Consider the following 24,556-nt stretch of genomic DNA (forward strand, 5'->3'; position numbering starts at 1 on the left):
GTATTGCCGAATTTCATGCCCAATGGTGTCAGACACAGATGTTCCTTATCTTCTACATTAAGTATAATTTGCTGTAAAAGTTTTTAGTTTTTCAGCAGCTGTGCTTACGTGGGAAAGTGTAGCACTGATTTCTTCTGTTGAAGCAGCTTGTTCTTCGCTTATGGCGCCGACGGCCTCAATCGACTTAAATATTTGTTCTACGGCATTATTCATTTTGTCGAGGATAAGATGTATCTGTTCGGTTGCACTTCTTGATTGATCAGCAAGTTTGCGTACTTCTTCGGCGACTACCGCAAATCCACGGCCATGTTCTCCTGCACGTGCGGCCTCAATAGCGGCATTTAATCCTAATAGATTGGTTTGCTGAGCTATACTGTTGATAAATTCGATTACTTTGATGGTTTCGTTCTTTTTTTCTTTTAGATCAATAGCTTGTGTTATAGAATCCTGGCCTGTCTTTGCCAATTCACTGGCACTGTTAGCAACTTGGTTGATTGCATGATGAGCTGTCTGGATTGATTCAGATATTTTTTCAACAGATTTTATCAAAAGATCATTAGATTCCATGTCGATTCCTGAGCTTAATGTACCAATGACTTCGTTATCCCTTCCGTAAATAGGTGTGAATATAGCCTTTATAGGAATACCATAGACATCGGCAGGGGCATCTTCCGAAATATTTTTCTTTTCATTAATACATTTTTTTATTGTGTCTGTTATTATTTTACCAGTTTCGAGATCAATTTCGAAATTTTTCCCTTTTTCATACCCGATATACTTATGCAGATCAGTTAAACCTATGACAAGGTCCTCTCTGACTATATGCTTGATATAAGGCATGACAATTTTAAATGCTTCTAAAATCTCTTCATTGGTTTTAGAGTTTAAATTATCCATGTGCAGCTCCTCTTTCTAATTTTTATAATAAAACGCACAATTACTCAAATTTCATACTAGTGTATGGGGGTGGGTTTGTCAATATAAAATGATAATTGTTCATAAAATCAGATAATATGATGTATTTATTTCTATATTTTTGTTAGAAAGAATTAATTAATGTTTTTAAATTGTGTTATTATGACAGATAGAAGGAGGAAAATATATTGCAAGCACAGATACTATTTGTAGCGCCGCTTTCAGATCTGGCGGAATTGGCAGTAACTGTAGTTGAGGAAAAATTTTCACAAAAAAAGAAATTATTTCATGTTGTTAAGGCAAATTTGCAAGAGGCGGAGACATTAGTCAAAAATGCTGAAGACAACGGGATTGAAGTTATTGTGAGCAGAGGAGGCACAGCGTCAATAATAGAAAAAAAGGTGGATTTGCCTATTGTCTACATTCAAGTAACAGTTACGGATATTTTACAGGCACTTTTAAAAGTCGGTAAGTATCCTGAAAATATTGCAGTTGCAGGATTTGGTAATATGATATACGGTTGTGATGAATTAGGTAAGATACTACATGTAAATTTTACAGAAATTCTTTTAAATAGCATGCATGATAAAAATCCGTGTATTATTGGGATAATTGAAGAGGCAGTAAAATATCTTGTACAATTGTGAATGAACATGCATTGTATAAGGCTTTGCAAGAAAATTGGATTCATAGTGCAGCGATGTGCTTGCACACGAACCCATCAGCGCAGCTGATCCGTTGTTTAAATGTGAAAATATCATTGTTATGCCACATATGGTGGGTCAGACAAGGGAAGCGGCATCACAGGTGTTGCAACGATGCAGGCCGAAGGCGTAGCAGCAGTAATAAAAGGTAAAGAATGGGAAAAAGTATGCAACCCTAATGGTTACTGATCTTTCAGGTGAAGTTGCAAATGTTTCTTCCGTTATAAAAGGCTTGGCTGATGATGGACAGAATGTTGCGGCATCAATGTCCCAAATAGATAGTTTGATGAAAAAATCTACTGATGAAACGCAGACTGTTTCTGCAGCCACCGAGGAACAGGCGGCTTCAATGGAAGAGATTAATTCTTCCAGCGAAAAATTAAATAAAATGGCACAGGAATTACAGGAAGCAGTGCGCCAGTTTAAATTGTGATCTGGGCCAAATAATTTTATATAAAAACTGCTGCTTAAAATATACACTCAAAAATCTGACGTTTGGATGTAATTAAAATAAGCAGCGGTTTTTTGTCGTGTTATCAACCTTTGGAAATAGGCAAAACAATATGAATTATACCCGTTGACCAGGGAGCAAGATCATATGGCGGATATACAAAACCTATAAATAATTTACCTGATTTTTTTTCAAGGTAATAATTCTGGGAAACATATGTTGGGGAAGTTATTTGTTCAGGTGTGAGTTCAGCCTGTCCATCACCGCCCCAAATTGATGCAGATCCATTATTGATTGCTTTTTGAAGGTCGGTAACAGTTAAATTAATATAATCTGATGAAGAAATTTTTTTGCCGGTTTTTTTGTCATAGACAATGTTATGAATAAAGTAATTACCATGTGCAGCGTGATAATAATAGCGGTATTCTCTAAATCCGACGGACAGTACAGAAGAATCATTGTAATAAATCTTGTAATGAAAACTGGCTGTTGTTTTTGGCATACTATCTATGGCTGCACGCATGTCAGCAATATAACTTTGGATGTCACGGTTAATGATAAAGTTTACACCATCATTATTTACATTGATTATGGGATATTCGGATTTTTCACCATTAAGGTAAAAAATCTTGTTGGTAATTTCATTAGTTGATGAGGGCGCACTTTCAGTCGGTGACAGATGAGTGCAAAAAAGCATTGTCATGGTAAGTAGAGTAAATATCAGTTTGATTTTTCGGTGCGTCATTGTTCCAAACCTCCTTTAATTTGTTATAATAAAGATAACATCAGTGCATTATATTAGTCAATGATGTAATTTTTTGAATTATTAGTTATGATAGAAAATCATAGATTGTATTACACTTGAGTATTATTGAATTTTTGCCGGATGTTTTATGCTATAATAAATGCACGATCAGTGGTTATCAAATGGAGGAGTTTGTTATGGATTTTGTTTGTTCTGAGTGCGGGAATAGGGAAAGCGCAGATACTTATAAACCCAGATGTGATAAGTGCGGCGGCCTATGGAAACTGGATTTTGAACCACCCAAATTTGATTTAGACGAAGTTGATAAGGGCACGTGGAGCATCTTTCGGTATCGGAGATTTATGCCGGTAGATGATGATTCGTGGCGTAATATTTCTTTGGGAGAAGGGATGACGCCGATCATTGATTTTGATGATGGGATTTTATTTAAAATGGAATATTACATGCCAACGTTGTCATTCAAAGATCGTGGAGCGGCAATGCTGATGTCACATTGCCATAGTATTGGAGTAAAGAACGTGGTACAGGATTCCAGCGGTAATGCCGGTGATAGTGTGGCTGCCTATGCCGGGCGGGCTGGAATAAAATGTGAAATATTTGTGCCGCAAAGCACTTCACCAAAGAAAATTGGTATGATCAGAGCCCATGGGGCAGTTTGTAACGTAGTGCAGGGATCACGTGATAATTGTGCTGATGTTTGTAGGGCAAAAGTGAAAAAAGAAGGCGTATATTATGCAAATCATGTATATAATCCGCTTTTTTACGAAGGTACAAAAACTTATGTTTATGAAGTCTATGAACAGATTGGAAGAATTCCGGAAAATATCATTATTCCGGTTGGAAACGGCACATTATTCCTTGGTGTTATAAAAGGGTTAGAAGAATTATTAGCAGCTGGGATAATTGATAAAATGCCACAGATCATTATAGCACAGAGTGCACAATGTGCACCTTTTGTAAAAGCTGTTGAAAAACATGCTAAGATTCCCAGCAAAGTTGAAGTAAAACCTACTTTAGCTGAAGGAATAGCCGTAGGTGTGCCGATGCGAGGCAAAGAAATATTGGAGTATATTTATAAATATGATGTTAGAACCATAGCTGTTCCTGAAGAAATGATTTTACCCACACGCGGCAGGCTGGCAGCCAGGGGAATTTTCTGCGAGCATACTACGGCGGCAAGCTATGCGGCATATAAGCTGTATTGTAAACAATACGGCAGGATGAAGGAATGTCTGATTCCGATGTGCGGGGCTGGATTAAAGTCCGAACCATGGTAAATATAATAATGTCAAGTTTTTTAAAAAAGGCCATTCAAAGCTTTGCCGGCAATGAATGGCTTTTTTGCATTATTTATGTTGTTGGCGCATTTTTTTCCAATGCAATATGCAGCGTATTCCCGGATGGATATGTGGAATGGCAAAACAGCGATTGCAAGAAAGACAGCTTGATTTTTGTGTCTGACCGGATGCAAATTTGGTTAGTATATCTGGCTCGCAAATCAGTGTGCGGGCTAAAGAAATTAATTTTATTTTACTTGCCAAAATGGTATTTATATCATTGACACTTTTTACTCCCCCAACAATACTCATTGGAATAGAGTGATTTTGTGCAAAAGTATTAATTCGTTTGAAATAATAAAGTGAATCACTGCGAGGCTGATTGATAAAATCAACTCCGCTCCATTCGATGAATTCAATGCCTAACTGCTGGCATTTGTCAATTACATAATCCATGTCTGCAGCATATGTTTCATCATCGGTTTGGGAATCGCTGTTTATTTTTATGGCGATAGGAAAACCATCGCCGCATTTTTCTTTTATGCCTGAAATGATTTCAGAGCAGAGACGAAAGCGGTTTTTAATATCACCGCCGTATTTATCTTGGCGATTGTTAAATGTTTTGTCAATAAAACGTGATAATAAATAGCTGTGGGCAGCGTGTAGCTGAATACCATCGACACCGGCTTGCTTAAGACGATAAGCAGCAGTTATAAAAGCTTTTTTTATCACTGTAATTTGTTCGCAGGACAATTGAGCAGCATGATGGTTTTTCTTTAATTCACGGGCAGAGACATCGAAAAGATTGTCGGTATCAATGGCTCGTGGACCGGCGTGGCTTATTTGCGGCATAAACAGACTGTTATGTTGATGGATGAGTTTAGCTGCGCGGTGGAATTGAGCAATATATTTATCATCGTCAATACGGATTTGTTCTTCATTTGCTAATCCACCGGCAAGAACGCAGCAATGCCCACTTATTATGAGAGCAATATTATTTTGACTCAATGTATTGTACATTTGGTATTCGGCATCAGTCATGAATCCGTCGGTTGATCCAAGAAAACTGTGGACGGCAGAACGGATGAAGCAATTCTTTAATCTTAAATGAGATAACTGGACAGGAGTGTCAAGAGAAATCATTACAACGGCTCCTTTATAAAATATTTTTGTTGTTTGTAGAATAGAATTAAGTACCTAATTAAGATTATCCGCTGCCATAAAAATTTTGGCAGCGGATAATTTTTGGATGTTATTATTAGTTCAGCTGTTTATACGGCGGATATTAGCACCAAGTTGGCAAAGCTTGCCGACAAGATTATCATACCCCCGGTCAATATGGTGAATGTACCCGATTTGTGTTTCACCTTCGGCGATAAGTCCGGCTAAAACCATAGCGGCACCAGCTCTTAAATCGGTAGCCTTAACCTGGCAGCCTAGAAGATGATCTACGCCTTCAATTACGGATGTGCGTCCTTCAATTTTTATGTTGGCACCCATGCGTTTTAACTCATCAACGTGCATAAATCTGTTCTCAAAGACTGTTTCGGTGACGAGTCCCGTTCCCTCAGCAACAGTGAGCATGGCCATGAATTGAGCCTGCATATCGGTAGGAAAGCCAGGATATGGCATCGTTTTTATATCCACAGCCTTGAGCCTTTTGTTATTTTTGACACGAATGCCCTTTACATCTTCAATTATTTCGGCACCGGCTTCAGTCAATTTGGCAATAACTGGTTTTAGATGTTCGCTAATGGCATTTTCAATATAGATGTCTCCTCTGGTCATCGCAGCAGCGACCATATAAGTACCGGCTTCAATACGATCAGGGATAATAGTATAGTTGCGGCCGGTTAATTTTTTTACACCCTCTATTTTTATGACATTAGTTCCGGCACCACGGATATTGGCCCCCATCATGTTGAGAAAATTAGCCAAGTCAATTATTTCCGGTTCTTGGGCAGGATTTTCCAAGAGAGTTTTTCCTTCAGCCATGCAAGCTGCCATCATAATATTTTCTGTGGCACCTACACTGGGAAAATCCAAATAAATTTTAGCACCTCTCAGTTTATCAGGAACAGTTGCGTTGATAAAACCGTGACCTATTTCTATTTGTGCGCCAAGTGCCTCAAAACCTTTAAGATGCAGATCTATAGGCCGTGTACCGATGGCACAGCCGCCGGGCAAGGAAATCTTTGAGTGGCCGCAACGAGACAGCAAGGGCCCCATGATAAGAAAAGAGGCCCGCATTTTACGAATCAATTCATATGGTGCTTCACATGATGCTATATTTGTACTGTCAACGGACAGTATATTTTTTTCTTTTTCAAAATTTACCTTGACGCCAAGTTCACTTAAAACTTCGGAAATTGTTTCGACGTCATCTAAACAAGGAACTTCTTCCAATACGCAAGCTTGATCTTGACCTAATAATGTAGCGGCTATTATAGGTAAAACGGCATTTTTTGCACCGCTTATTTTAACGTGACCGTTAAGTTTTACACCGCCGTTTATGACGAGTTTTTCCAATTTACATCCCCCGAAAAATGCTTATATCCCATATAGTGTAACATTTAAAGATACATCTGGCAAGCGTAATATTATTAGTAAATATATTGCAGAAAAAGTAATAAAAAAGGTTTTATGCATTTAAAATCGACCATAAAAAATGATATATATTGTTATTTTGCATAGAAGACATATTGAAAAAAGCAATATAAAGGATTACACTTTCAGTAGTGAAATATTTGGAGGTAAATAAATGGATAAACGTATAGAAATATTAGCACATAATTTAATCAATTATTCCACACATCTGCAAAAAAACGAAAAAATACTTATTGAAATCACGGATGATGGCATAGAATTGGGAAAAGCTTTAGTAAAAGAAGTTTATAAAATAGGGGCAATTCCTTTTTTGACATATAAAATACAGCAGCTGCAGCGTCAATTATTATTAGGCGCTACAGAAGAACAAATACAGTTTATTGCGGAATATGAATCTATGCGTATGAAAGGTATGGATGCTTATATTGCAATACGTGGCAGTGATAATGTGAGTGAATTGGGAGATGTACCTCAGGATAAGATGAAATTGTACCAGATGTATTGGATGAAGCCGGTACACAGCGATATACGGGTGCCGGATACAAAGTGGTGTGTGCTGCGTTATCCTAACGGGGCAATGGCTCAGCTTGCCAATATGAGTACAGATGAATTTACCGACTATTACTTTGCTGTCTGCAATCTTGATTATGCCAAGATGGACAATGCGATGACACCTTTGAAGGAGCGCATGGAGCATGCTGATAAAATTCACATTAAAGGACCGGGTACTGATATAATTTTTTCAATAAAAGATATACCGGCAGTGAAATGCTCAGGTGCTTGTAATATTCCGGATGGGGAATTGTACACCGCTCCGGTGAAAACTTCAGTGAATGGGACAATAACTTACAATACACCGGCAGTATATCAGGGTGTCACTTTCGAAAATATATCTTTTACTTTTAAGGATGGAAAAATAATAACGGCTTCAGCTAATAAGACAGAAGAGTTAAATAAAATTTTGGATACGGATGATGGGTCACGTTATATCGGTGAGTTTTCTTTTGGGTTGAACCCGTATATAACATTTCCCATGAAAGACACATTATTTGATGAAAAGATAAGCGGTAGTATTCATTTTACACCAGGATGTGCTTATGATGATGCCGACAATACTAATCGCTCGTCGGTGCATTGGGATCTTGTATTAAATCAAACCAAGGCATACGGTGGTGGGAAAATATATATGGATGGTGAATTGATAAGAGAAGATGGATTATTTGTCACTAAGGACTTGCAGTGTCTCAACCCGGGAAATTTAAAATAATAAGCAAAGTATAAAAATGTATAAAAGCGGTTATCGTCAACTTAATTAATTATTAAGTTGACGATAACCGCTTTTTATGTTTTAATAGTCAAAGATGAAACAATAAAGGAAGGATGATATATTTGCAAAGTCTGGTAAAGAAAATGACTGTCCGGGAACTTGTATTATGTGGTTTATTTACGGCACTTACTGCTATTGGTGCCTTTATAAGAATACCTGTCCCCGTTGTACCATTTACCCTGCAGTTTTTATTCACGATGCTGGCTGGTATTTTACTTGGTGGTAGACTGGGGTCCTTAAGTGTTGCCGTTTATGTATTGTTGGGACTGATTGGGCTGCCGGTTTTTACTGAAGGCGGTGGCCCCGCTTATATTTTTCAACCTACATTTGGCTATCTTATAGGATTTATTATTGCCAGCTGGGTAACTGGACAAATTGCCAATGCAGCGGGTACAATGCCATCATTCAAACGATTGTTGGCTGCTGATTTTGCAGGAATGGCTATAGTTTATGCTTTGGGGTTGCTATATTGTTATTTTATCAGTAATTTTTATCTGGGTAAGGTCGTTTCGGTATGGATGGTATTTTTATATGGTTTTATATTGGCGGCTCCGGGAGATGCTGCATTATGTATATTGGCGGCGGCAATTGGTAAAAAAATACTGCCAATGATTAGATGAATATATATTAAGAGGGTATTGTTATGAATGGAAGGGCAAAAGGGCTGTTTATTACAGCTACAGGGACTGATGTGGGTAAAACGTATGTAACAGGACTTATCGTAAAAAAGATGCGCATGGCCGGATTGAACTGCGGTTATTACAAAGCAGCAATCAGTGGGGCAGACAGTATCAAGGAAAGTGATGCCGGTTATGTGAATAAATTTGCCGATATTGGTCAAAGCGATGAAAGTCTTGTGCCGTATCTTTATAAAGAAGCGGTGTCCCCGCATTTAGCAGCCCGGATAGAAAATAATCCGGTGGAAATGTCCGTAGTAGAAAATGGTTTTAATAAAAATGCACAAGAATTTGATTATTTGACGATGGAGGGAAGCGGTGGAATAATCTGCCCGATTCGCTACGATAGCTCGACAAAAATATTTTTACAAGATATTATAAAGCGGTTCAATTTACCGTCGATAATTGTTGCTGATGCCGGACTTGGAACAATAAATACAGTGGTATTGACGGCTGCATATATGAAAAATCATTTATTGCCAATTAAAGGGATTATTTTGAATAATTATGCCGGGGGTATTATGCAAAACGACAATATAAAAATGATTGAAGCTATAACTGGGCTGGAGGTACTGGCATTAATAAAACACGGTGATAAAGAATTATCAATTACCCCAGAAAAATTAGCGTCATTTTATAATTGAGATAAGATATCAGGAGAGGTCAGGTTCATTAATATGAATAAACTTGTGGAAGAAGACTTAAAATATATTTGGCATCCATGTTCCCAGATGAAAGACTATGAAACTTTACCGCCAATAGTTATTGATCATGGTAAAGGCAGTTATCTTTATGATATTGACGGAAACGAATATATAGATATTATAAGTTCGTGGTGGTGTAATTTGCTGGGACACTGTAATCCGGTCATAAATGCTGCCGTAAAAGAGCAGCTCGACAAATTGGAACATGTTATTTTTGCTAATTTATCGCATGAACCAGCGATCAAACTTTGTCAAGAGTTGGTAAAGGTTTTGCCGCCAGGTTTAAGTAAATTCAATTTTATGGATAACGGTTCATCTGCCGTAGAGTGCGCACTAAAAATGGCATTTCAATATCAGGCACAGATCGGACAGACTAAACGGACCAGATTCATGTGTTTATCCGGAGGGTATCACGGTGAAACAATAGGGGCTTTATCAGTTGGCAGCATGGATCTTTATGCTAAAATTTACAAGCCGATGCTGATGGATACCATTCATATACAGGCACCGGATTGTTATCGTTGTTCATATGGATTGCAGCGGGATGATTGTCAGTGTGAATGTTTTGAATATGCTGAGAAGAATTTTACTCATTATAGTAAGGTAACAGCAGCAATAATTGTCGAGCCGTTATTACAGGGCAGTGCAGGAATGCGTATTTATCCGCCGCTGTATTTAAAAAAATTGCGCAAACTTTGTGACAGTGCAGGTGTATTGCTCATAGTTGATGAGATAGCTACAGGATTTGGCCGTACCGGTAAGATGTTTGCCTGTGACTATGCACAGATATCACCAGACTTAATGTGTGTTTCCAAGGGGCTGACTGGCGGTTACATGCCTATGTCGATAAGTATCACCACCAAGAAAATATATGATGCTTTTTATGCCGATTATAGTGAAGGAAGGGCCTTTATGCATAGTCACACATATAGCGGCAATCCACTTGGCTGCAGTGCGGCACTTGCGGTGCAGAAAATATTGCGCGAAGACAAGATATTGGAAAAAGCGCAGCCAATGGCTAAATATCTTAACAATAAAATTCGTGAAAGAATAGCAGAACATAAAAATGTTGGGGAAATACGCCATATCGGATTGATTAACGCAATAGAAATTGTTGCTGATAAGGTCGATAAGAAACCTTTTGCACCGCAGCTGCGCATAGGTTATCAGATATATAAAACAGCCTTAAAAAATGGACTTTTGCTAAGGCCGCTGGGGGATATACTGTATTTTAATCCACCGCTTAATATTGATAAGGGTACACTTGATAAAGCAGTAGAAAAATGTGCAGCAGCAATGGAGGCAGTGCTGTCATAAAATACCACAAAATAGTACTATTCAATTAGATAGTAGTAAAGTGCATAATAGAAATTATAGAAAATGAGCATAGTGAATATTGTATAATGAGAAAACCTTGTATATAATAACAGCATAAGTTGATTCTATTTATTGCAAAGGCGCAAACGTGTTATAGTTTGCGCTTTTTTAGTCTGACCAGTGAATGTGTAAAATTGGATATAAAGGGAAATTGTGTACTGATATCCGGGGGTAAAATTTGTTTAATGGTATCTTTTAATAGTTATATGGTTTTTTCTTTGGAGGGTTACAGCTGGAGTAAATATGTTGTGCAGATTTATGATTTTTTACAATTAAAACATATAAAACACATAAAACATAAAAATTGCAAATGCTTTTTTCTGCAATATCGCTATAATCAGAATGCAGTGATATTAGATAATTGTTGGAGGTCGTGCTGATCATACCGGGACAACGCTGATGGATATGTGGTATGATGCTTTTTTGCTGGGAGCAAGTAATGATTGCTGCTGTACCTGATCTTTGTATAGGCAGGATAGATGCGGTGCCGGCCGCGGGATATTGTAAAATAGCTCCCAATAAAGTAAATACGATATCTGGTCGTATTGTGTTTGAATTGGGTATTCGCAGTATGGTAGAAGGAAAAGCCAAATTTATTTTTTATAAGCAACGGTATGTGCCATTGGCGGGTTACCAGAGTTATGTGGTAATTGGCAACGCCAATGACATGAAGTATAATATTTATAATGATATGGCGAATGTGTTCATTAGAGATTTACTGCCAACAGAGATTGGGAATTTGATGTGAATATGCATATTTTATCGTTTAATCTAGGTGGCAGTCACGCATTTGCTGAAACACATGTACAAGAGCGCGTATATTTTGTCGGGCGAAGGGTTATATCTCATGGAACAGCAATGGCTGCCAATAAAAAAGATGATTTTATGTGCTTTGGCCCATATGTACCGCAGTGTTCATATGGGGTAGGACGGGAGCCGTTTGCATATATTTATTTCAGTGATTGTAACAAAGATGCACAGATTTAGGAGGTAGTTTTATGAAACTGGCGATTGTGGAACCTATAGGCATTAACGAGGCTAAATGTAATGAATTAACAGAAAAAATATTGAAAAATCGGGTGGAAGTGAGTTATTATAATACACCGGCTGATGATGAAGAAAAAATAAAACGTTCCCAGGGAGCACAGGCAGTGATGATTGCCAATAAACCATATAAAGATAATATCCTTATGCAGTGCCCGGATATTAAAATGCTTTCAGTGGCATTCACTGGTGTCGATCATGTGGGGATGGGTTATTGCCGCAAAAAGGGTATTGTGGTATCTAATTGTTCAGGATATGCAAATGAGGCCGTGAGTGAATTGGTCATGGGAATGTGTATTGGACTATATAGAAAACTGTCCGAATGCAGCAGCGCTGTCCATACGGGAAAGACGAGTGCCGGTCTGCTGGGAATGGAGCTTTGCGGGAAAAAGTTCGGGGTGATTGGTGCTGGTGCCATAGGATTGAAAACAGCCGCTTTGGCCAAGGCGTTTGGTTGTGAAGTCTACTGCTATAAGCGTAATAAACCTGAAAATAGTGGGTATACTTTTACAGACATGGATACAATTTTGAAGACCTGTGATATTATTTCTCTACATGTTCCTTTGAATGATAGTACTAAGGGATTGATTAATAGTGATAAGATAAAATTAATGAAAAAAAATGCTATTTTAATAAATACAGCAAGAGGACCGGTAGTAGAAACGCAGGCCTTGGCTGCGGCACTGCAAAGCGGCAGTATTGCCGGTGCCGGCGTAGATGTATTCGATGTTGAACCGCCTGTTTCAAAGGAAAATCCGTTGCTTACGGCGCCTAATATTATTTTGACGCCGCATATTGGCTTTGATACCAAGGAAGCATTGGAAAAAAGAGCTATAATTGCTTTCATGAATGTTGCCAAATGGCTCGATGGCATGCCGCAGAATGTGATGTAAGATTTAAATGGACCATGAGGGAAAAGAAATGTTTATGCAAAGGCTGAAAATATAGAAAAATGGTTTAGAAAAATAAATCGATTTAATTCCACACCGGAATTTGGGACGATGGATACTTTTCACAAAAATTCGCATCATCAGGTATGATTTTTGTGCCGGGCAGAGCGGGCATAAGTCATAGTCCAGAAGAATGGACAGATTTTGCAGCTATTGATAAAGGTACGAATGTATTGAAAAATACTTTATGTGCATTGGCGAATCTAAAAGGATTATGATTTTATCCATTATAAATTAGCTAAAGATAACAGCTGTATTTTCCAGTTATTATTCCTGTATATTGATAATGCAAAAAGTGTGTAACTCGTCATTAGTAACGAATTTACACACTTTTTTGCTATTATAAAAATAATACTAATGATATAACCTTTTAAAAGTAATTACAATAATCAGAAAAAAGTGACTGCCGCATCTTCGAAATGCGACAGTCCAAAATGATGTGATTATTTACATTATAGCTAACTGGGCATTGGGAATATCGGTAATAAACATATAACCGGGTGCGTGAGTTATCATAAAGGCTGGTTTTACAGTCATTGCTATAGACTGCGGTGTTACACCGCAAGCCCAAAATACAGGAATTTCCCCATCGTATATCTTGGAAGGTTCACCGAAATCAGGTTTATTAATATCTTTAATACCAATCATTTCAGGATTGCCGAGATGAATGGGAGCGCCATGCACAAAGGGCATTCGTGTTGTTATTTGAATAGCACGGATAGCGTCGGCTGGTTTCATTGGACGCATAGATACGACCATTGGCCCATGGAAAACTCCGGCAGGGATACATTCGATATTGGTTAAATACATTGGCACATTGTGATTATCGGTAATGTGGCGTATTTCCAGACCAGCTTCAAGCATCGGACTTTCAAAGGAAAAACTGCAGCCTAAGAGAAAGGCAACCAAGTCATTGGACCAATATGGAGCAATATTATCAACCTCATCGGTTAATTCCCCATGACGATAGATGCGATAACGCGGAATGTCATAGCGAAGATCAGCTGTTGGTGCCGTAAGGCGCGGTATGGGACTGCCTGCTTCAGTGACATCAAGCAGTGGACAAGGTTTTTTATTGCGCTGGCAAAATAGCAAAAAATCAAAAGCAAGTTCTTTCGGCAATATTACCATATTTGCCTGGGCATAGCCATTGCACATGCCGCTGGTCGGCACAGATATTTTCCCATCACGAACCAACTGACGTACTTGTTTAGGTGTAAAATCTGCATAATTCATGTTTATTCTCCTATGGAAAATTACAAGGGTTTATTCAAGATTTCTTCTAAATGATCTTCCAGATAATTAGTATCGATTCTTCCTGCGAGAAATATTTTATTGGCTAGTAGCCGGCGATGCATATCTATGGTAGTTTTGACGCCGGTTATTGTAAAATTATTTAACGCATAGGCCATTTTTTCTATGGCTTTGTCACGCGTGGGGGCCCAGACAATTACCTTGGCGATCATTGAATCATAAAATGGTGTTATGATATTGCCGGTATACATAGCACTGTCAATGCGGATACCGCTGCCGGCGGGAGGACTATAGGCGGTCAGTATGCCTGGACAGGGCATAAAATTGTTATAAGGATCTTCAGCATTAATGCGGCATTCTATGGCCCAGCCATTAATATGAATATCATCTTGTGTCCAGGGAAGAACTTCTCCGGCAGCAACGATAATCTGTGCCTTGATAAGATCAGTTCCGGTTATCATCTCAGTGACTGGATGTTCTACCTGGATACGGGTGTTCATTTCCATAAAATAAAAATTTTTTTGTTCATCAACTATAAATTCAATGGTTCCGGCACCACTGTAATTAACGGCTTTAGCAGCGCAAACAGCTGCAGTTCCCATTCTTTTCCGCAGAACATCGGTTATTATAGGAGACGGGGCCTCTTCAAGCAGTTTTTGGTGGCGGCGCTGTACGGAACAGTCACGTTCTCCCAGATAAACGACATTACCGTAATTATCGGCCATTATTTGTATTTCTACATGTCGAGAATGTGTGAGGTATTTCTCCAGATAGACACCGGCATTACCAAAAGATCGTTCGGCTTCTTGCGCAGCCTGATGCAGTGCTTTTTCGAGTTCTGAACTGCTGTCGACGACACGCATTCCCTTGCCGCCGCCACCGGCAGTTGCCTTTATAAGCACCGGATATCCAATTTTTTCGGCGGTTTTCTTAGCATCGGCACTGTTTACAATAAGGTTTTTTGTTCCTGGAATAATAGGAACGGCGGCTTTGGACATAGTTTGTCTGGCAATAGCCTTATCGCCCATACTGGCTATTGCACTGCTTGATGGGCCAATAAAGTTTATATTGGCGTTTATACAGGCTTTGGCAAAGTCGGCATTTTCAGCCAGAAAACCATAACCGGGATGGATTGCGTCTGCCTTGGTGTGTAAAGCGATAGTGATTATTCTTGAAATATCCAGATAGCTTTTTTTAGCTTGTGAGGCACCGATGCAGTAAGCTTCGTCAGCTAATTTAACATGTAGTGAATCTTTATCGGTTTTTGAATATACAGCCACCGACAGAATGCCCATTTCGTGGCATGCTTTAATTATTCGGACAGCAATTTCACCACGATTGGCAATAAGAATTTTTCTAAACATAAGCATCCCTGTCCTTAATAGGTTTTTATTCTAAATAACGGCTGCCCGTATTCGACAAAATCACCGTCTTTTACAAGAATGTCAACTATTTCGCCTTCAACCTGTGCTTCAATTTCGGAAAAAAGTTTCATTGCTTCTAAAATGCAAACAATAGTATTAGGGTGAACTTTTGTGCCAATTTTTACGAAAGAAGGAATATCCGGTTCAGATGAACTGTAAAAAGTGCCTACCATTGGAGCCGTTATTTCTTCTGTTTTTTCTTGGGTATGTTCAATCAAAGCGGGAGAAATTGATTTGACTTTGTCAAAGGACTGTCCTGCTGCAATCGGGACACAGGAATTTTTTTCCAGGACGATTTCTCCGTCACTGTATTTTAATTTTAATCTATTTAAAGTGGAATGCTCCAATGCCTGCATTAAATCTTTTATTTCCGATAATTCCAACAAGATGGATTCCTCCTGTTAATTTTGTAATTTAGCATTTATGGCAATCTTTATATTTTCCATGAACTTTTCCATCTCAATGAACAACTGCTCACCCTCTTCGTTGCTTATCAACTTGAAATGGATGTGATCATTGGGTTTCATCTGTGCTATGCGGGCAACGTCAACAGCAATTGCCTGAGCAATGATCGGATAGCCGGCTACCGATTGATGGTCGGCCATTAGAATAATGGGCAGCCCCTGAGGCGGAACCTGAATGGTACCAAGCCCCACTGCTTCGGATATTATTTCCAGAGGATTTTCTGTTCGCAGGAGGTCACCTTTTAAACGATATCCCATACGATCGGCGTTGTTGGTGACAGTGTATTCAGATGAAAAAAAATTGTATTTTGATTGTTGATCAAAATATTTATAATGTATTCCGGCAGTCACACGTATAGGTTTGCGTAATATCTTGCCGGAGAGATGGGTCTTTCCTATATACCATTTGGCTTCAGCAAATGACTGTGCACCGCGGGAAAGCAGAGCTGATAGCATTTGCCTTCCGAAAGAGTGCGGCGTGCCAGTATTGAGTAAATCATTTTTTTGCAGGGAACGGCCTTTAAAACCACCAAAATTGGCTCTTAGGTAAGTGCTCTTGCTGCCCATGACCGGGTTGACATCAAAGCCACCAGCTGCGGCTAAATAAGCGCGGCAGCCTGTATGGCAGCTGTCGAATTTCATTATGGCCCCTGTCTTTACGGCAACGGGACGCATATATGGGACAGGCATGCCATCGATTATCGGGTTAAAGTTACCGCCGGTGACAGCAATCAAAGTGTCGGCAGTAAATTCTATAGTCGGACCTAAAAGTGTAATCTCCAGTGTCCCTTCATTTTCGTCATTACCGACAAGCATATTGGCAAGACGCATTGAGTAGGTATCCATGGCACCGGATATTAAAACGCCTATTTTTTGATAGCCGTAACGGCCGGCATCCTGTATGCTGGTCAATAAACCGGGTCGGATTATTTTCAGACTCATACTTTATCCTCCTTCAGCCGTTGGTATTCTTCTGGTGAAATAGGTACGAATTTTACTAAATCGCCGGAATGCAGCAGACTGGGACTGGATGCTTTCAGATCAAATAAATTAAGCGGAGTGCGGCCAATAAGCTGCCAGCCACCAGGTGTGCTTATCGGATAGCCACCAGTTTGTTTACCGGCAATACCAATACTGCCGGCAGGAATGACCAGTCGAGGTTCCTTGCGCCGCGGTGTGGCAATCCGCTCATCCATTCCACCGAGATAAGGAAATCCAGGACAAAACCCGATCATATAAACCAGATAAGTACTCTGGGAATGAATATTGATTACATCTGTACAACTTAAATTATTGTAGTTGGCAACAAATTCAATATCCGGGCCATATTCATCACCATAACATACAGGAATTTCCACTGTATGCGGCTTTGCCTGGGGCATCTTGACAGCTGCAGCTATATAATTTTTAATGAGCCCGGTTACAATAGTGAAAGCAGTTTTTTCTTTAGAGATTACACAGTGGTTTTTTACTGTGAATGGATTATAAAAAACGGCAACACTGGTATAGGATATAGTATATTCACATAAACCGGGAAAAGGATGCTTATCTATGTAGTCAGATAAGTTTTTAACATTTTTGTGAATTTGCGGATTTATTTCATCGCCGAAAATAATAATAAGTCCGGTTTCACCAAGTGGTTTTATAGTATAGGCAAGTTTATCCAAAATTTTTCTCCTTAGTGAATATGTCTTAAATAAACGCTTTTATTGCTATACCGGCGGTTTTTAATGCTTTGTTTATTTTTTCAGCAAAAAGCAATGCTTTGGCGCTGTCACCGTGAATGCAGATCGTGTCAGCTTTTACATTCAGTTCCTGGCCGTCGGCCGCAGTGACTTTTCCGTCCTTAACCATGTGCAGAACCTGCCGGATTGCTTTTTGTTCATCTGATAAAACCGCACCGGGTTGATTCCTCGGCATTAAGCTGCCATCTGCAAGATAGGTCCTATCAGCGAATACTTCACTGGCTGTTTTTAATCCGATTTTGTCACCGGCAGTAATGAGCTCACTGCCGGCAAGACCAAATAAAATAAGTGAATTGTCTACCGCAAAAACGGCTTGAGCGATGGCCTCTGCTAAAGATTTATCTTTAGCAGCCATGTTATAAAGTGCCCCATGTGGTTTTACGTGCTGCATGTGACCTCCGGTGGATTTTATAAATCCTTGTAGAGCGCCTATTTGATATACTGTGATGTCATATGCTTCTTGCGCGGATATTGCAATTTTGCGGCGGCCAAAACCGTTTAAATCCATTAACCCGGGATGCGCACCGATGGCGGTACTGTTTTTTATAGCAAGGGCAATTGTTTTGTGCATTACCCGTGGATCGCCGGCATGGAAGCCGCAGGCAATATTAGCTGAAGAAACGTATTTCAACACTTGGGAGTCATTACCAAGTGTATAAGCTCCGTAACTTTCACCAAGGTCACTGTTTAAGTCTATGGTTTGCATGAGAAATCAGACCTCCTTTTGCATAACTATAAAAATAAAATATTGTAATTATTAATGTAATAAAAACATGTAAACATGTATATTATATATTATTTTATCCGATTAACTCAAATCAGGATAAGCATGGCACTGTTTAATAAATATATTGGGGAACGTGGAAATACTGTAAAAACAGCAGTTAAGGAATAATTTAACGAAATTAGTCAGCTGAGAAATTGATTTATAAAAGTATGGATGCTCATGTAACCCATCAGAAGAACCACCAGTAATCCTGTTAAAGTCATCCATACGGGGTGCCTGTAATTTCCTACGATTTTTTTATTATAAGCACCTACTAAAATAGATGCCAATGCCAATGGAAGAATAAAGCCATTTATTGTTCCGACGATAATCAGCACTTTAACCGGCTGGCCGATAAGGATAAATACAAGTGTAGAAAAAATGATAAAGCCGATAATTATTTTGCTGTAATAAGCATCAATTTTTGCACTGAAAGATTTGAGAAAGGATACAGAGGTGTAGGCGCAGCCTATTACTGAAGTGGTGCCGGCAGACCAGATTACAATACCAAACAGCTTATAGCCAATATCTCCGGCGGCAGCCTGAAATACGGAAGCGGCAGGATTAGACGGATCAATGGCGTAGCCGTGTGTAATGACACCCAGTGCACCCAGAAATAAAACTATGCGCATGACACCTGTTATTAATATGCCGCTGACGGCACTGCGGGTCGCCTGCGGTACAAAATTTATCCCTTTTATTCCGGAATCAAGCAATCTGTGACCTCCGGCAAAGGTTATATAACCACCGACGCTGCCGCCGATTAAAGTTACCAAAGCCATTATGTCAATTTTATCAGGCATAAATGTCTTGACTACAGCATCGCCAACCGGTGGAAGAGCGGCAACGGCAACAAACAATGCCAGCAAGAGGCGAACAATACCAAAGGTACTGACAAATTTGTCCATAATATCTCCGATTTGTTTGAAGCAAAAAATCGATAATGCGATAATACCGCAAATGAAGGCGGCCGGTTTTATTGAAAGTCCGAACAAAACGTTCAAACCCAACGCAGCACCGGCTATATTGCCGATATTAAAACATAGTCCGCCGATGATAATTAGGACAGAGATGAAATAACCAAGTCCGGGAAGAACAGCATTACCGATTTCCTGACCGCGTTTACCGGAAGCAACGATGATACGCCAGACGTTTATTTGGACAATTATATCAATGATAACTGAAGCCAGAATTACAAAACCAAAACTGGCACCGGTTTTTTGTGTGAATACTGTTGTCTGCATGAGAAAACCGGGCCCAATGGCCGTTATCGCCATCAGAAATATTGCACCGATGTAAGAACGAAGTGTTGTTTTTACTTTGAACCGGTCGGCCTCTTTTTGAATCTTATTTTCGTCCATTGTATTTTCTCCTTTAAAAACTTTATTTTTATAAATAAAAAGCGCTTAAAGTAAAATAATATTACCTTAAGCGTCATTGCTATATATAAAATATAGCATCAAAGTATTGTTTTGTAAATAGTAGTAAGGTTTATGAACAGTTCTTATGTATGAAAATATTTATAGAATATCTTGATGTGGGATATATCAGGATGACAGCTGATAATGGACTCTTGAAAGATAAATTTTTATTTGCTAAATGACGGATTATTTGTTATACTACCTTATAGATAATGATAAAGATTATCATTATCTATAAGGCAACATTATTAAAAGGAGGATGGGTATGTCATTAATTAATAAAGAAATCAGTGATTTTTCAACTGATGCTTATATCGGTGATGCTTTTAAAACTATAAGTAAAAAAGATATTTTGGGAAAATGGGCTGTGTTTTTCTTTTATCCGGCTGATTTTACTTTTGTCTGTCCCACTGAACTTGAGGATTTGGCAAATTCTTACGAAGCTTTTAAAAAGATTGGCTGTGAAATTTATTCAGTTTCTTGTGATACTCACTTTGTGCATAAAGCATGGCATGATGCGTCCGATACTATAAAAAAGATAAGATTTCCGATGCTCGGTGATACGACCGGAGCGATTGCTCGCGATTTTGATGTTTTGATCGAGGCGGCCGGTACGGCGGAACGGGGTTCATTTATTATTAACCCGCAGGGAAAAATAGTTGCCTATGAAGTTATCGAGGGAAGCGTTGGACGCAACGCAGCTGAATTGCTGCGTCGTGTTGAAGCGGCCCAGTTTGTGGCAGAACATGGCAGCGAAGTATGTCCGGCTAATTGGCATCCAGGTGCAAGAACGTTGAAACCGGGAATTGATCTGGTAGGAAAAATTTAATTCAAATACACCGATAATTATCGTAAAAGATGTACGGCAGAGTACCATTCGCTGCCGTACATTTTTTTGCAGTGCACCCGGATGGGTACAGTGTGGGAGTGAAAGTCCCGCGTACGGGTGGTATGGGTGGCAATAATTTTAACAGAAAATAAATATAATAAATTGTTTCACTTAGTGAAAGTTTTAATTTGTTGAAAAACTTTTATTTTTATTAATCCTAATGTATACTTAATTCTATTAATAAATATGATAAATTGCCATAACAGATAAATTGAAAGCTGGTCCGGAGCATGATTGAAGATAGCGGCAAGTTTGATTTGAATGACGAATTGAAAACTCAGATAGAGACGATTTTAGATAATCATTGCCATGATTTTACCCAGATCGTCGGCATACTTTTGGATGTGCAGGAGCAAATTTCCCAGCATTATATTCCTAAGATAGCGGCTTTTTATATAGCTGATAAATTGCCGATTAAATTATCTGCCATTTATGATTGCATAACTTTTTATGATGCATTAAGTGATAAGCCGCGCGGACGTTATCCAATAGAGGTATGTGACAGTGTGGCTTGTAAAGTAAATGATAATGGATTTTTGCTGGAAACACTTAAGGAGCTTTTGGGGATTGATTTTGGTACGGTGACTTATGATGGAAGATTTACTATAGAAAAGGTATCTTGTTTTGGTGCCTGTGATCGGGCACCGGCTGTGAAGATAAATAAGATTGTGTATGGGCCCTTGAAAACCAGGGAGCAGGTACGGGATTTATTGAAACAGTTTGTTTAAGCGAGGGATATCAATGGAAAATATTAAGTACATAACGGAAAATTTTGGTAAATACGATATTTCATCAATAGATTCTTATATGAGTATTGGTGGGTTTGAGGCACTGAGAAAAGCTGTTGCGATGGATGGTGATGCCGTTGCTGCTGTGTTGTCTGAAGCTAAGATAAAGGGGCGCGGCGGGGCTGAATATCCCATGGGAAGAAAGTGGTCCCAAGCGCGGGTTGTAAAACGGCCGCATCATTGCGTTGTCTGCAATGCCGATGAAGGTGAAACCTGCACATTTAAGGATCGGGAACTTATAAAAAATGATCCGTTCAATTTGATAGAAGCGATAATAATTGCTGGATGGACAGTGAATGCGGAAGATGCATACATTTACTTGCGGGCCGAATATGCTTGTCTGCGGCCACGAATTATCAATGCAATACAACAGGCCGAAGAACATGACTTCTTGGGAAAAAACATTTTGGGTACAGGCTGGAGTTATAATATTCACTTATATAGCGGGGCCGGAGCTTATGTTTGCGGTGAGGGAACAGCATTGATACGATCAATTGAAGGCAAAGCGGGCAGGCCGAGAATGAAACCGCCCTTCATGAAGCAAAGCGGACTTTTTGCACGGCCAACTTGCATCAATAATGTGGAAAGTTTATCAATCGTACCACATCTTTTACGTAACGCACTGCCATATATGCAGGCGGGAACGAAAGAATCCGTTGGGACTAAACTCATTAGTGTGGGCGGTAATGTCAATAAGCCGGGAGTATATGAAATACCTTTTGGGATAAGTATTCGTGATATAATTTATGATTTGGCAGGCGGGGTTCAGGAAGGACGCAATATACGGCTGATCCAGTTTGGCGGAGCGTCAGGGAAGATTTCTGATGACAGGATTCTCGATATTCCGTATAGTTATGAATCATTTGCGGCAAATAATTTGATAATTGGTTCAGGGTCTGTTTTAGTGATAGATGAGCGTACGAGTGTAATTGATTTTTTACGTTATACGCAGGATTTTTTTCTGCATGAAAGCTGCGGACAGTGTACACCCTGCCGCGAAGGCAACAGGCATATAAGAATATTTTTGGAAAAGATAAAGAATGGGATACATACTGATGAAGATATAAGAACGATGAAAACATTTGCCACAGTAATGCCGATGTCATCTCTGTGCGGATTGGGAGAAACGGCGCAAAATGCCTTGAAATCAGCATTTACTATTTTCCCTGAAGTTTTTACAGTGAAAAAATCAGCAGGGGGCATATGATAATGGAAGATATGATTAATTTAAAAATAAACGGTATGCCGGTAAGAGTACACAAGGGCACGAAGATACTTGAAGCAGCCCGGCTGCTGCATATTGATATTCCTCATTTATGTTATCATCCCGACCAACGGATTAAAGCACGCTGCCGCATTTGCTCAGTGGAAGTGGTTGGTAAAAAGCGCCTTCTGGCAGCTTGCGCAACAGAATGTTGGGAGGGCATGGAAGTATTTACGGACACGAAAGTAGTGCGTGATACACAAAGAGGAATTTTGCAGTTAATTATGGCTGATCATGAAGAAAACTGTCTGACCTGTCCACGCAATGGTAATTGTGTTTTACAGCAGCTGTGCAGTCGGTTTAATATACTGCGTCCTAATCTGACACATGTTGCTGAACATCTGACGGTGCGAACAGGCAATCCCAGCCTTGTGCATGATCCGGAAAAATGTGTAAAATGCGGACGCTGTATACGTGTCTGTAAGGATGTCCAAGGGATAGAAGCAATCGGTTTTGCCGGGAGAAGTACGGGATTAAAAGTTACCACGCCGTATGAAGATGATTTTGCCAAAACGGATTGTGTTTTGTGTGGACAATGTACAGTTGTCTGCCCTGTCGGTGCGTTAGTGGAAAGAGATGACACTGATAAGGTGCTGGATGCGATATTTGATCCTGCAAAAAAAGTTATTGTGCAGACGGCGCCGTCAGTTCGTGTAGCACTCGGAGATGCATTTGGCCTGCCCGATGGAAGCATAGTCACTAAAAAGATGGTGGCTGCATTGCGGATGATTGGTTTTGATAAAGTGTTCGATACAAACTATGGGGCTGATTTGACTATAACTGAGGAAGCATGTGAACTTATTGACAGATTGAAAAATAATAGAAAAATGCCAATGACAACATCGTGCTGTCCGGCATGGGTAAATTTTGTTGAAAAGCATTACCCGGGTGAAATTGAACATTTATCGAGTACCAAATCACCTATGTCGATTTTTTCTGCAGTATTGAAAACACAATATGCCAGGCAGGAGAAAATTGCGCCGGAAAATATTTTTTCAGTAGCAGTTATGCCGTGTATTGCTAAAAAATACGAGGCAAGGCGGCCGGAGCTGGGGAAAAATGGAAATTTTGATACAGATGCGGTTATAACGACTCGTGGTTTGATAAAATTAATAAAATATATAGGCATAGATTTTGTTAATTTACAAGAAGATGAATTTGATGATCCGATGGGGGAATCAACAGGAGCCGGTGCTATTTTCGGTACTACCGGTGGTGTTATGGAAGCTGCATTGCGCACAGCTTATGAATGGCTGACAGGACGGGAAATGCCGACGCTGGAGTATACTCCGGTACGTGGATTTGAAGGAATAAAAGAAGCCCAGGTGAAAATAGATAAATACAATTTGAAAATAGCGGTCGTACACACATTGAAAAACGCAGCATTGGTTATGAATAAACTGCAGGTCGGACAGTGTGATTATGATTTTATAGAAATAATGGCCTGTCCCGGTGGGTGTGTGGGAGGCGGCGGTCAGCCAGTCACCACGACTTTCGCTGCTACTAAGAAACGAATGAGCGCTCTATATGAAATTGACCGTAGCAGTAAACTACGCCGGTCACATGAAAATCCATATTTGAAAAAACTGTATGCTGAATTTTTGGTAAGCCCCGGCAGTGACAAGGCACATCAGCTTTTGCATACGTGCTATCAGGCAAGGACAAAAGAGTTTGATTTTTGAGGGCATTGTGCAGTAATATTTTGAAATAGCGATAAATGGGAGTAAACATTGTAGTAATCT

At 39.5% G+C, this 24,556-nt stretch carries 26 protein-coding genes; 15 read left to right on the plus strand and 11 right to left on the minus strand.

The window, feature by feature from the left end:
* Positions 1-57: 57 nt before the first annotated feature.
* The gene (locus I6751_RS14040; RefSeq protein WP_182187583.1) at positions 58-897 is read right to left on the minus strand and encodes a methyl-accepting chemotaxis protein; all 840 of its coding nucleotides are present in this window, start codon (positions 895-897) and stop codon (positions 58-60) included.
* A gap of 206 nt (positions 898-1,103) precedes the next feature.
* Here I6751_RS14040 and I6751_RS09890 point away from each other — a divergent pair, with 206 nt between their 5' ends.
* A complete protein-coding gene (locus I6751_RS09890; protein WP_196591278.1) occupies positions 1,104-1,562 on the plus strand; it encodes a PrpR N-terminal domain-containing protein in 459 nt (152 codons plus the stop codon).
* A gap of 235 nt (positions 1,563-1,797) precedes the next feature.
* Positions 1,798-2,052 carry a methyl-accepting chemotaxis protein gene (locus I6751_RS09895; RefSeq protein WP_196591277.1) on the plus strand — a complete coding sequence of 85 codons (255 nt, stop codon included), beginning with the start codon at positions 1,798-1,800 and terminating at the stop codon, positions 2,050-2,052.
* A 103-nt stretch (positions 2,053-2,155) separates the two neighbouring features.
* On the opposite strand, the gene I6751_RS09900 is transcribed toward I6751_RS09895, so the two are convergent.
* Positions 2,156-2,815, minus strand: a complete 660-nt coding sequence (locus I6751_RS09900; protein ID WP_196591276.1) for an RsiV family protein — start codon at positions 2,813-2,815, stop codon at positions 2,156-2,158.
* A 197-nt stretch (positions 2,816-3,012) separates the two neighbouring features.
* Between I6751_RS09900 and I6751_RS09905 the strand changes: the two genes are divergently transcribed.
* Positions 3,013-4,113 carry a threonine synthase gene (locus I6751_RS09905; protein ID WP_196591275.1) on the plus strand — a complete coding sequence of 367 codons (1,101 nt, stop codon included), beginning with the start codon at positions 3,013-3,015 and terminating at the stop codon, positions 4,111-4,113.
* 69 nt (positions 4,114-4,182) lie between these two features.
* Here I6751_RS09905 and I6751_RS09910 read toward each other — a convergent pair whose 3' ends face one another.
* Both I6751_RS09910 and murA read right to left on the minus strand, forming a co-directional pair.
* Positions 4,183-5,256, minus strand: a complete 1,074-nt coding sequence (locus I6751_RS09910) for an oxidoreductase (RefSeq protein ID WP_196591274.1) — start codon at positions 5,254-5,256, stop codon at positions 4,183-4,185.
* A 120-nt stretch (positions 5,257-5,376) separates the two neighbouring features.
* Positions 5,377-6,642, minus strand: a complete 1,266-nt coding sequence (gene murA, locus I6751_RS09915) for a UDP-N-acetylglucosamine 1-carboxyvinyltransferase (RefSeq protein WP_182187589.1) — start codon at positions 6,640-6,642, stop codon at positions 5,377-5,379.
* Between the two features lie 232 nt (positions 6,643-6,874).
* Between murA and I6751_RS09920 the strand changes: the two genes are divergently transcribed.
* From I6751_RS09920 to I6751_RS09955, 8 genes are all read left to right on the plus strand, one after another.
* Positions 6,875-7,987, plus strand: coding sequence for an aminopeptidase (locus I6751_RS09920; RefSeq protein ID WP_196591273.1), 1,113 nt, complete (start codon positions 6,875-6,877; stop codon positions 7,985-7,987).
* A gap of 122 nt (positions 7,988-8,109) precedes the next feature.
* The gene (locus I6751_RS09925; protein WP_231037897.1) at positions 8,110-8,667 is read left to right on the plus strand and encodes a biotin transporter BioY; all 558 of its coding nucleotides are present in this window, start codon (positions 8,110-8,112) and stop codon (positions 8,665-8,667) included.
* Positions 8,668-8,690: 23 nt separating this feature from the next.
* Positions 8,691-9,368, plus strand: coding sequence for a dethiobiotin synthase (gene bioD / locus I6751_RS09930; RefSeq protein WP_196591272.1), 678 nt, complete (start codon positions 8,691-8,693; stop codon positions 9,366-9,368).
* A gap of 33 nt (positions 9,369-9,401) precedes the next feature.
* Complete coding sequence (gene bioA / locus I6751_RS09935) at positions 9,402-10,745, plus strand: adenosylmethionine--8-amino-7-oxononanoate transaminase (protein ID WP_196591271.1); 1,344 nt, start codon at positions 9,402-9,404, stop codon at positions 10,743-10,745.
* 472 nt (positions 10,746-11,217) lie between these two features.
* Positions 11,218-11,553: a hypothetical protein gene (locus I6751_RS09940; protein WP_196591270.1), complete on the plus strand. Its 336-nt coding sequence runs from the start codon at positions 11,218-11,220 to the stop codon at positions 11,551-11,553.
* Between the two features lie 2 nt (positions 11,554-11,555).
* The gene (locus tag I6751_RS09945; protein ID WP_231038036.1) at positions 11,556-11,792 is read left to right on the plus strand and encodes a hypothetical protein; all 237 of its coding nucleotides are present in this window, start codon (positions 11,556-11,558) and stop codon (positions 11,790-11,792) included.
* Positions 11,793-11,803: 11 nt separating this feature from the next.
* Complete coding sequence (locus tag I6751_RS09950) at positions 11,804-12,742, plus strand: NAD(P)-dependent oxidoreductase (protein WP_196591268.1); 939 nt, start codon at positions 11,804-11,806, stop codon at positions 12,740-12,742.
* 98 nt (positions 12,743-12,840) lie between these two features.
* On the plus strand, positions 12,841-13,017 hold the full coding sequence (locus I6751_RS09955) for a M20/M25/M40 family metallo-hydrolase (RefSeq protein ID WP_182188576.1): 177 nt from the start codon (positions 12,841-12,843) through the stop codon (positions 13,015-13,017).
* A 229-nt stretch (positions 13,018-13,246) separates the two neighbouring features.
* On the opposite strand, the gene I6751_RS09960 is transcribed toward I6751_RS09955, so the two are convergent.
* From I6751_RS09960 to I6751_RS09990, 7 genes are all read right to left on the minus strand, one after another.
* Positions 13,247-14,035 (minus strand): putative hydro-lyase, encoded by a 789-nt coding sequence (locus I6751_RS09960; RefSeq protein ID WP_196591267.1) that lies wholly within the window; start codon positions 14,033-14,035, stop codon positions 13,247-13,249.
* 20 nt (positions 14,036-14,055) lie between these two features.
* Positions 14,056-15,417 carry an acetyl-CoA carboxylase biotin carboxylase subunit gene (gene accC / locus I6751_RS09965; protein ID WP_196591266.1) on the minus strand — a complete coding sequence of 454 codons (1,362 nt, stop codon included), beginning with the start codon at positions 15,415-15,417 and terminating at the stop codon, positions 14,056-14,058.
* Positions 15,418-15,431: 14 nt separating this feature from the next.
* Positions 15,432-15,863, minus strand: a complete 432-nt coding sequence (accB, locus tag I6751_RS09970; RefSeq protein ID WP_229711390.1) for an acetyl-CoA carboxylase biotin carboxyl carrier protein — start codon at positions 15,861-15,863, stop codon at positions 15,432-15,434.
* 15 nt (positions 15,864-15,878) lie between these two features.
* Positions 15,879-16,883, minus strand: a complete 1,005-nt coding sequence (locus I6751_RS09975) for a 5-oxoprolinase subunit C family protein (RefSeq protein ID WP_196591265.1) — start codon at positions 16,881-16,883, stop codon at positions 15,879-15,881.
* On the minus strand, positions 16,880-17,608 hold the full coding sequence (pxpB, locus tag I6751_RS09980; protein ID WP_231037896.1) for a 5-oxoprolinase subunit PxpB: 729 nt from the start codon (positions 17,606-17,608) through the stop codon (positions 16,880-16,882). The genes I6751_RS09975 and pxpB overlap by 4 nt, the downstream gene beginning before the upstream one ends.
* Before the next feature lie 25 nt (positions 17,609-17,633).
* Positions 17,634-18,392, minus strand: a complete 759-nt coding sequence (locus I6751_RS09985) for a LamB/YcsF family protein (RefSeq protein ID WP_196591264.1) — start codon at positions 18,390-18,392, stop codon at positions 17,634-17,636.
* A gap of 203 nt (positions 18,393-18,595) precedes the next feature.
* Positions 18,596-19,813, minus strand: a complete 1,218-nt coding sequence (locus tag I6751_RS09990; protein ID WP_182187601.1) for an NRAMP family divalent metal transporter — start codon at positions 19,811-19,813, stop codon at positions 18,596-18,598.
* A 325-nt stretch (positions 19,814-20,138) separates the two neighbouring features.
* Here I6751_RS09990 and ahpC point away from each other — a divergent pair, with 325 nt between their 5' ends.
* From ahpC to I6751_RS10010, 4 genes are all read left to right on the plus strand, one after another.
* On the plus strand, positions 20,139-20,702 hold the full coding sequence (gene ahpC, locus I6751_RS09995) for an alkyl hydroperoxide reductase subunit C (RefSeq protein WP_196591263.1): 564 nt from the start codon (positions 20,139-20,141) through the stop codon (positions 20,700-20,702).
* A 290-nt stretch (positions 20,703-20,992) separates the two neighbouring features.
* Positions 20,993-21,490 (plus strand): NADH-quinone oxidoreductase subunit NuoE family protein, encoded by a 498-nt coding sequence (locus I6751_RS10000; protein ID WP_196591262.1) that lies wholly within the window; start codon positions 20,993-20,995, stop codon positions 21,488-21,490.
* A gap of 13 nt (positions 21,491-21,503) precedes the next feature.
* Positions 21,504-22,757, plus strand: coding sequence for a complex I 51 kDa subunit family protein (locus I6751_RS10005; protein WP_196591261.1), 1,254 nt, complete (start codon positions 21,504-21,506; stop codon positions 22,755-22,757).
* 2 nt (positions 22,758-22,759) lie between these two features.
* Positions 22,760-24,496 (plus strand): NADH-dependent [FeFe] hydrogenase, group A6, encoded by a 1,737-nt coding sequence (locus I6751_RS10010; protein WP_196591260.1) that lies wholly within the window; start codon positions 22,760-22,762, stop codon positions 24,494-24,496.
* Positions 24,497-24,556: the final 60 nt, after the last annotated feature.

The organism is Pectinatus frisingensis (genome assembly GCF_015732285.1).
GTDB classification, from domain to species: domain Bacteria; phylum Bacillota; class Negativicutes; order Selenomonadales; family Selenomonadaceae; genus Pectinatus; species Pectinatus frisingensis.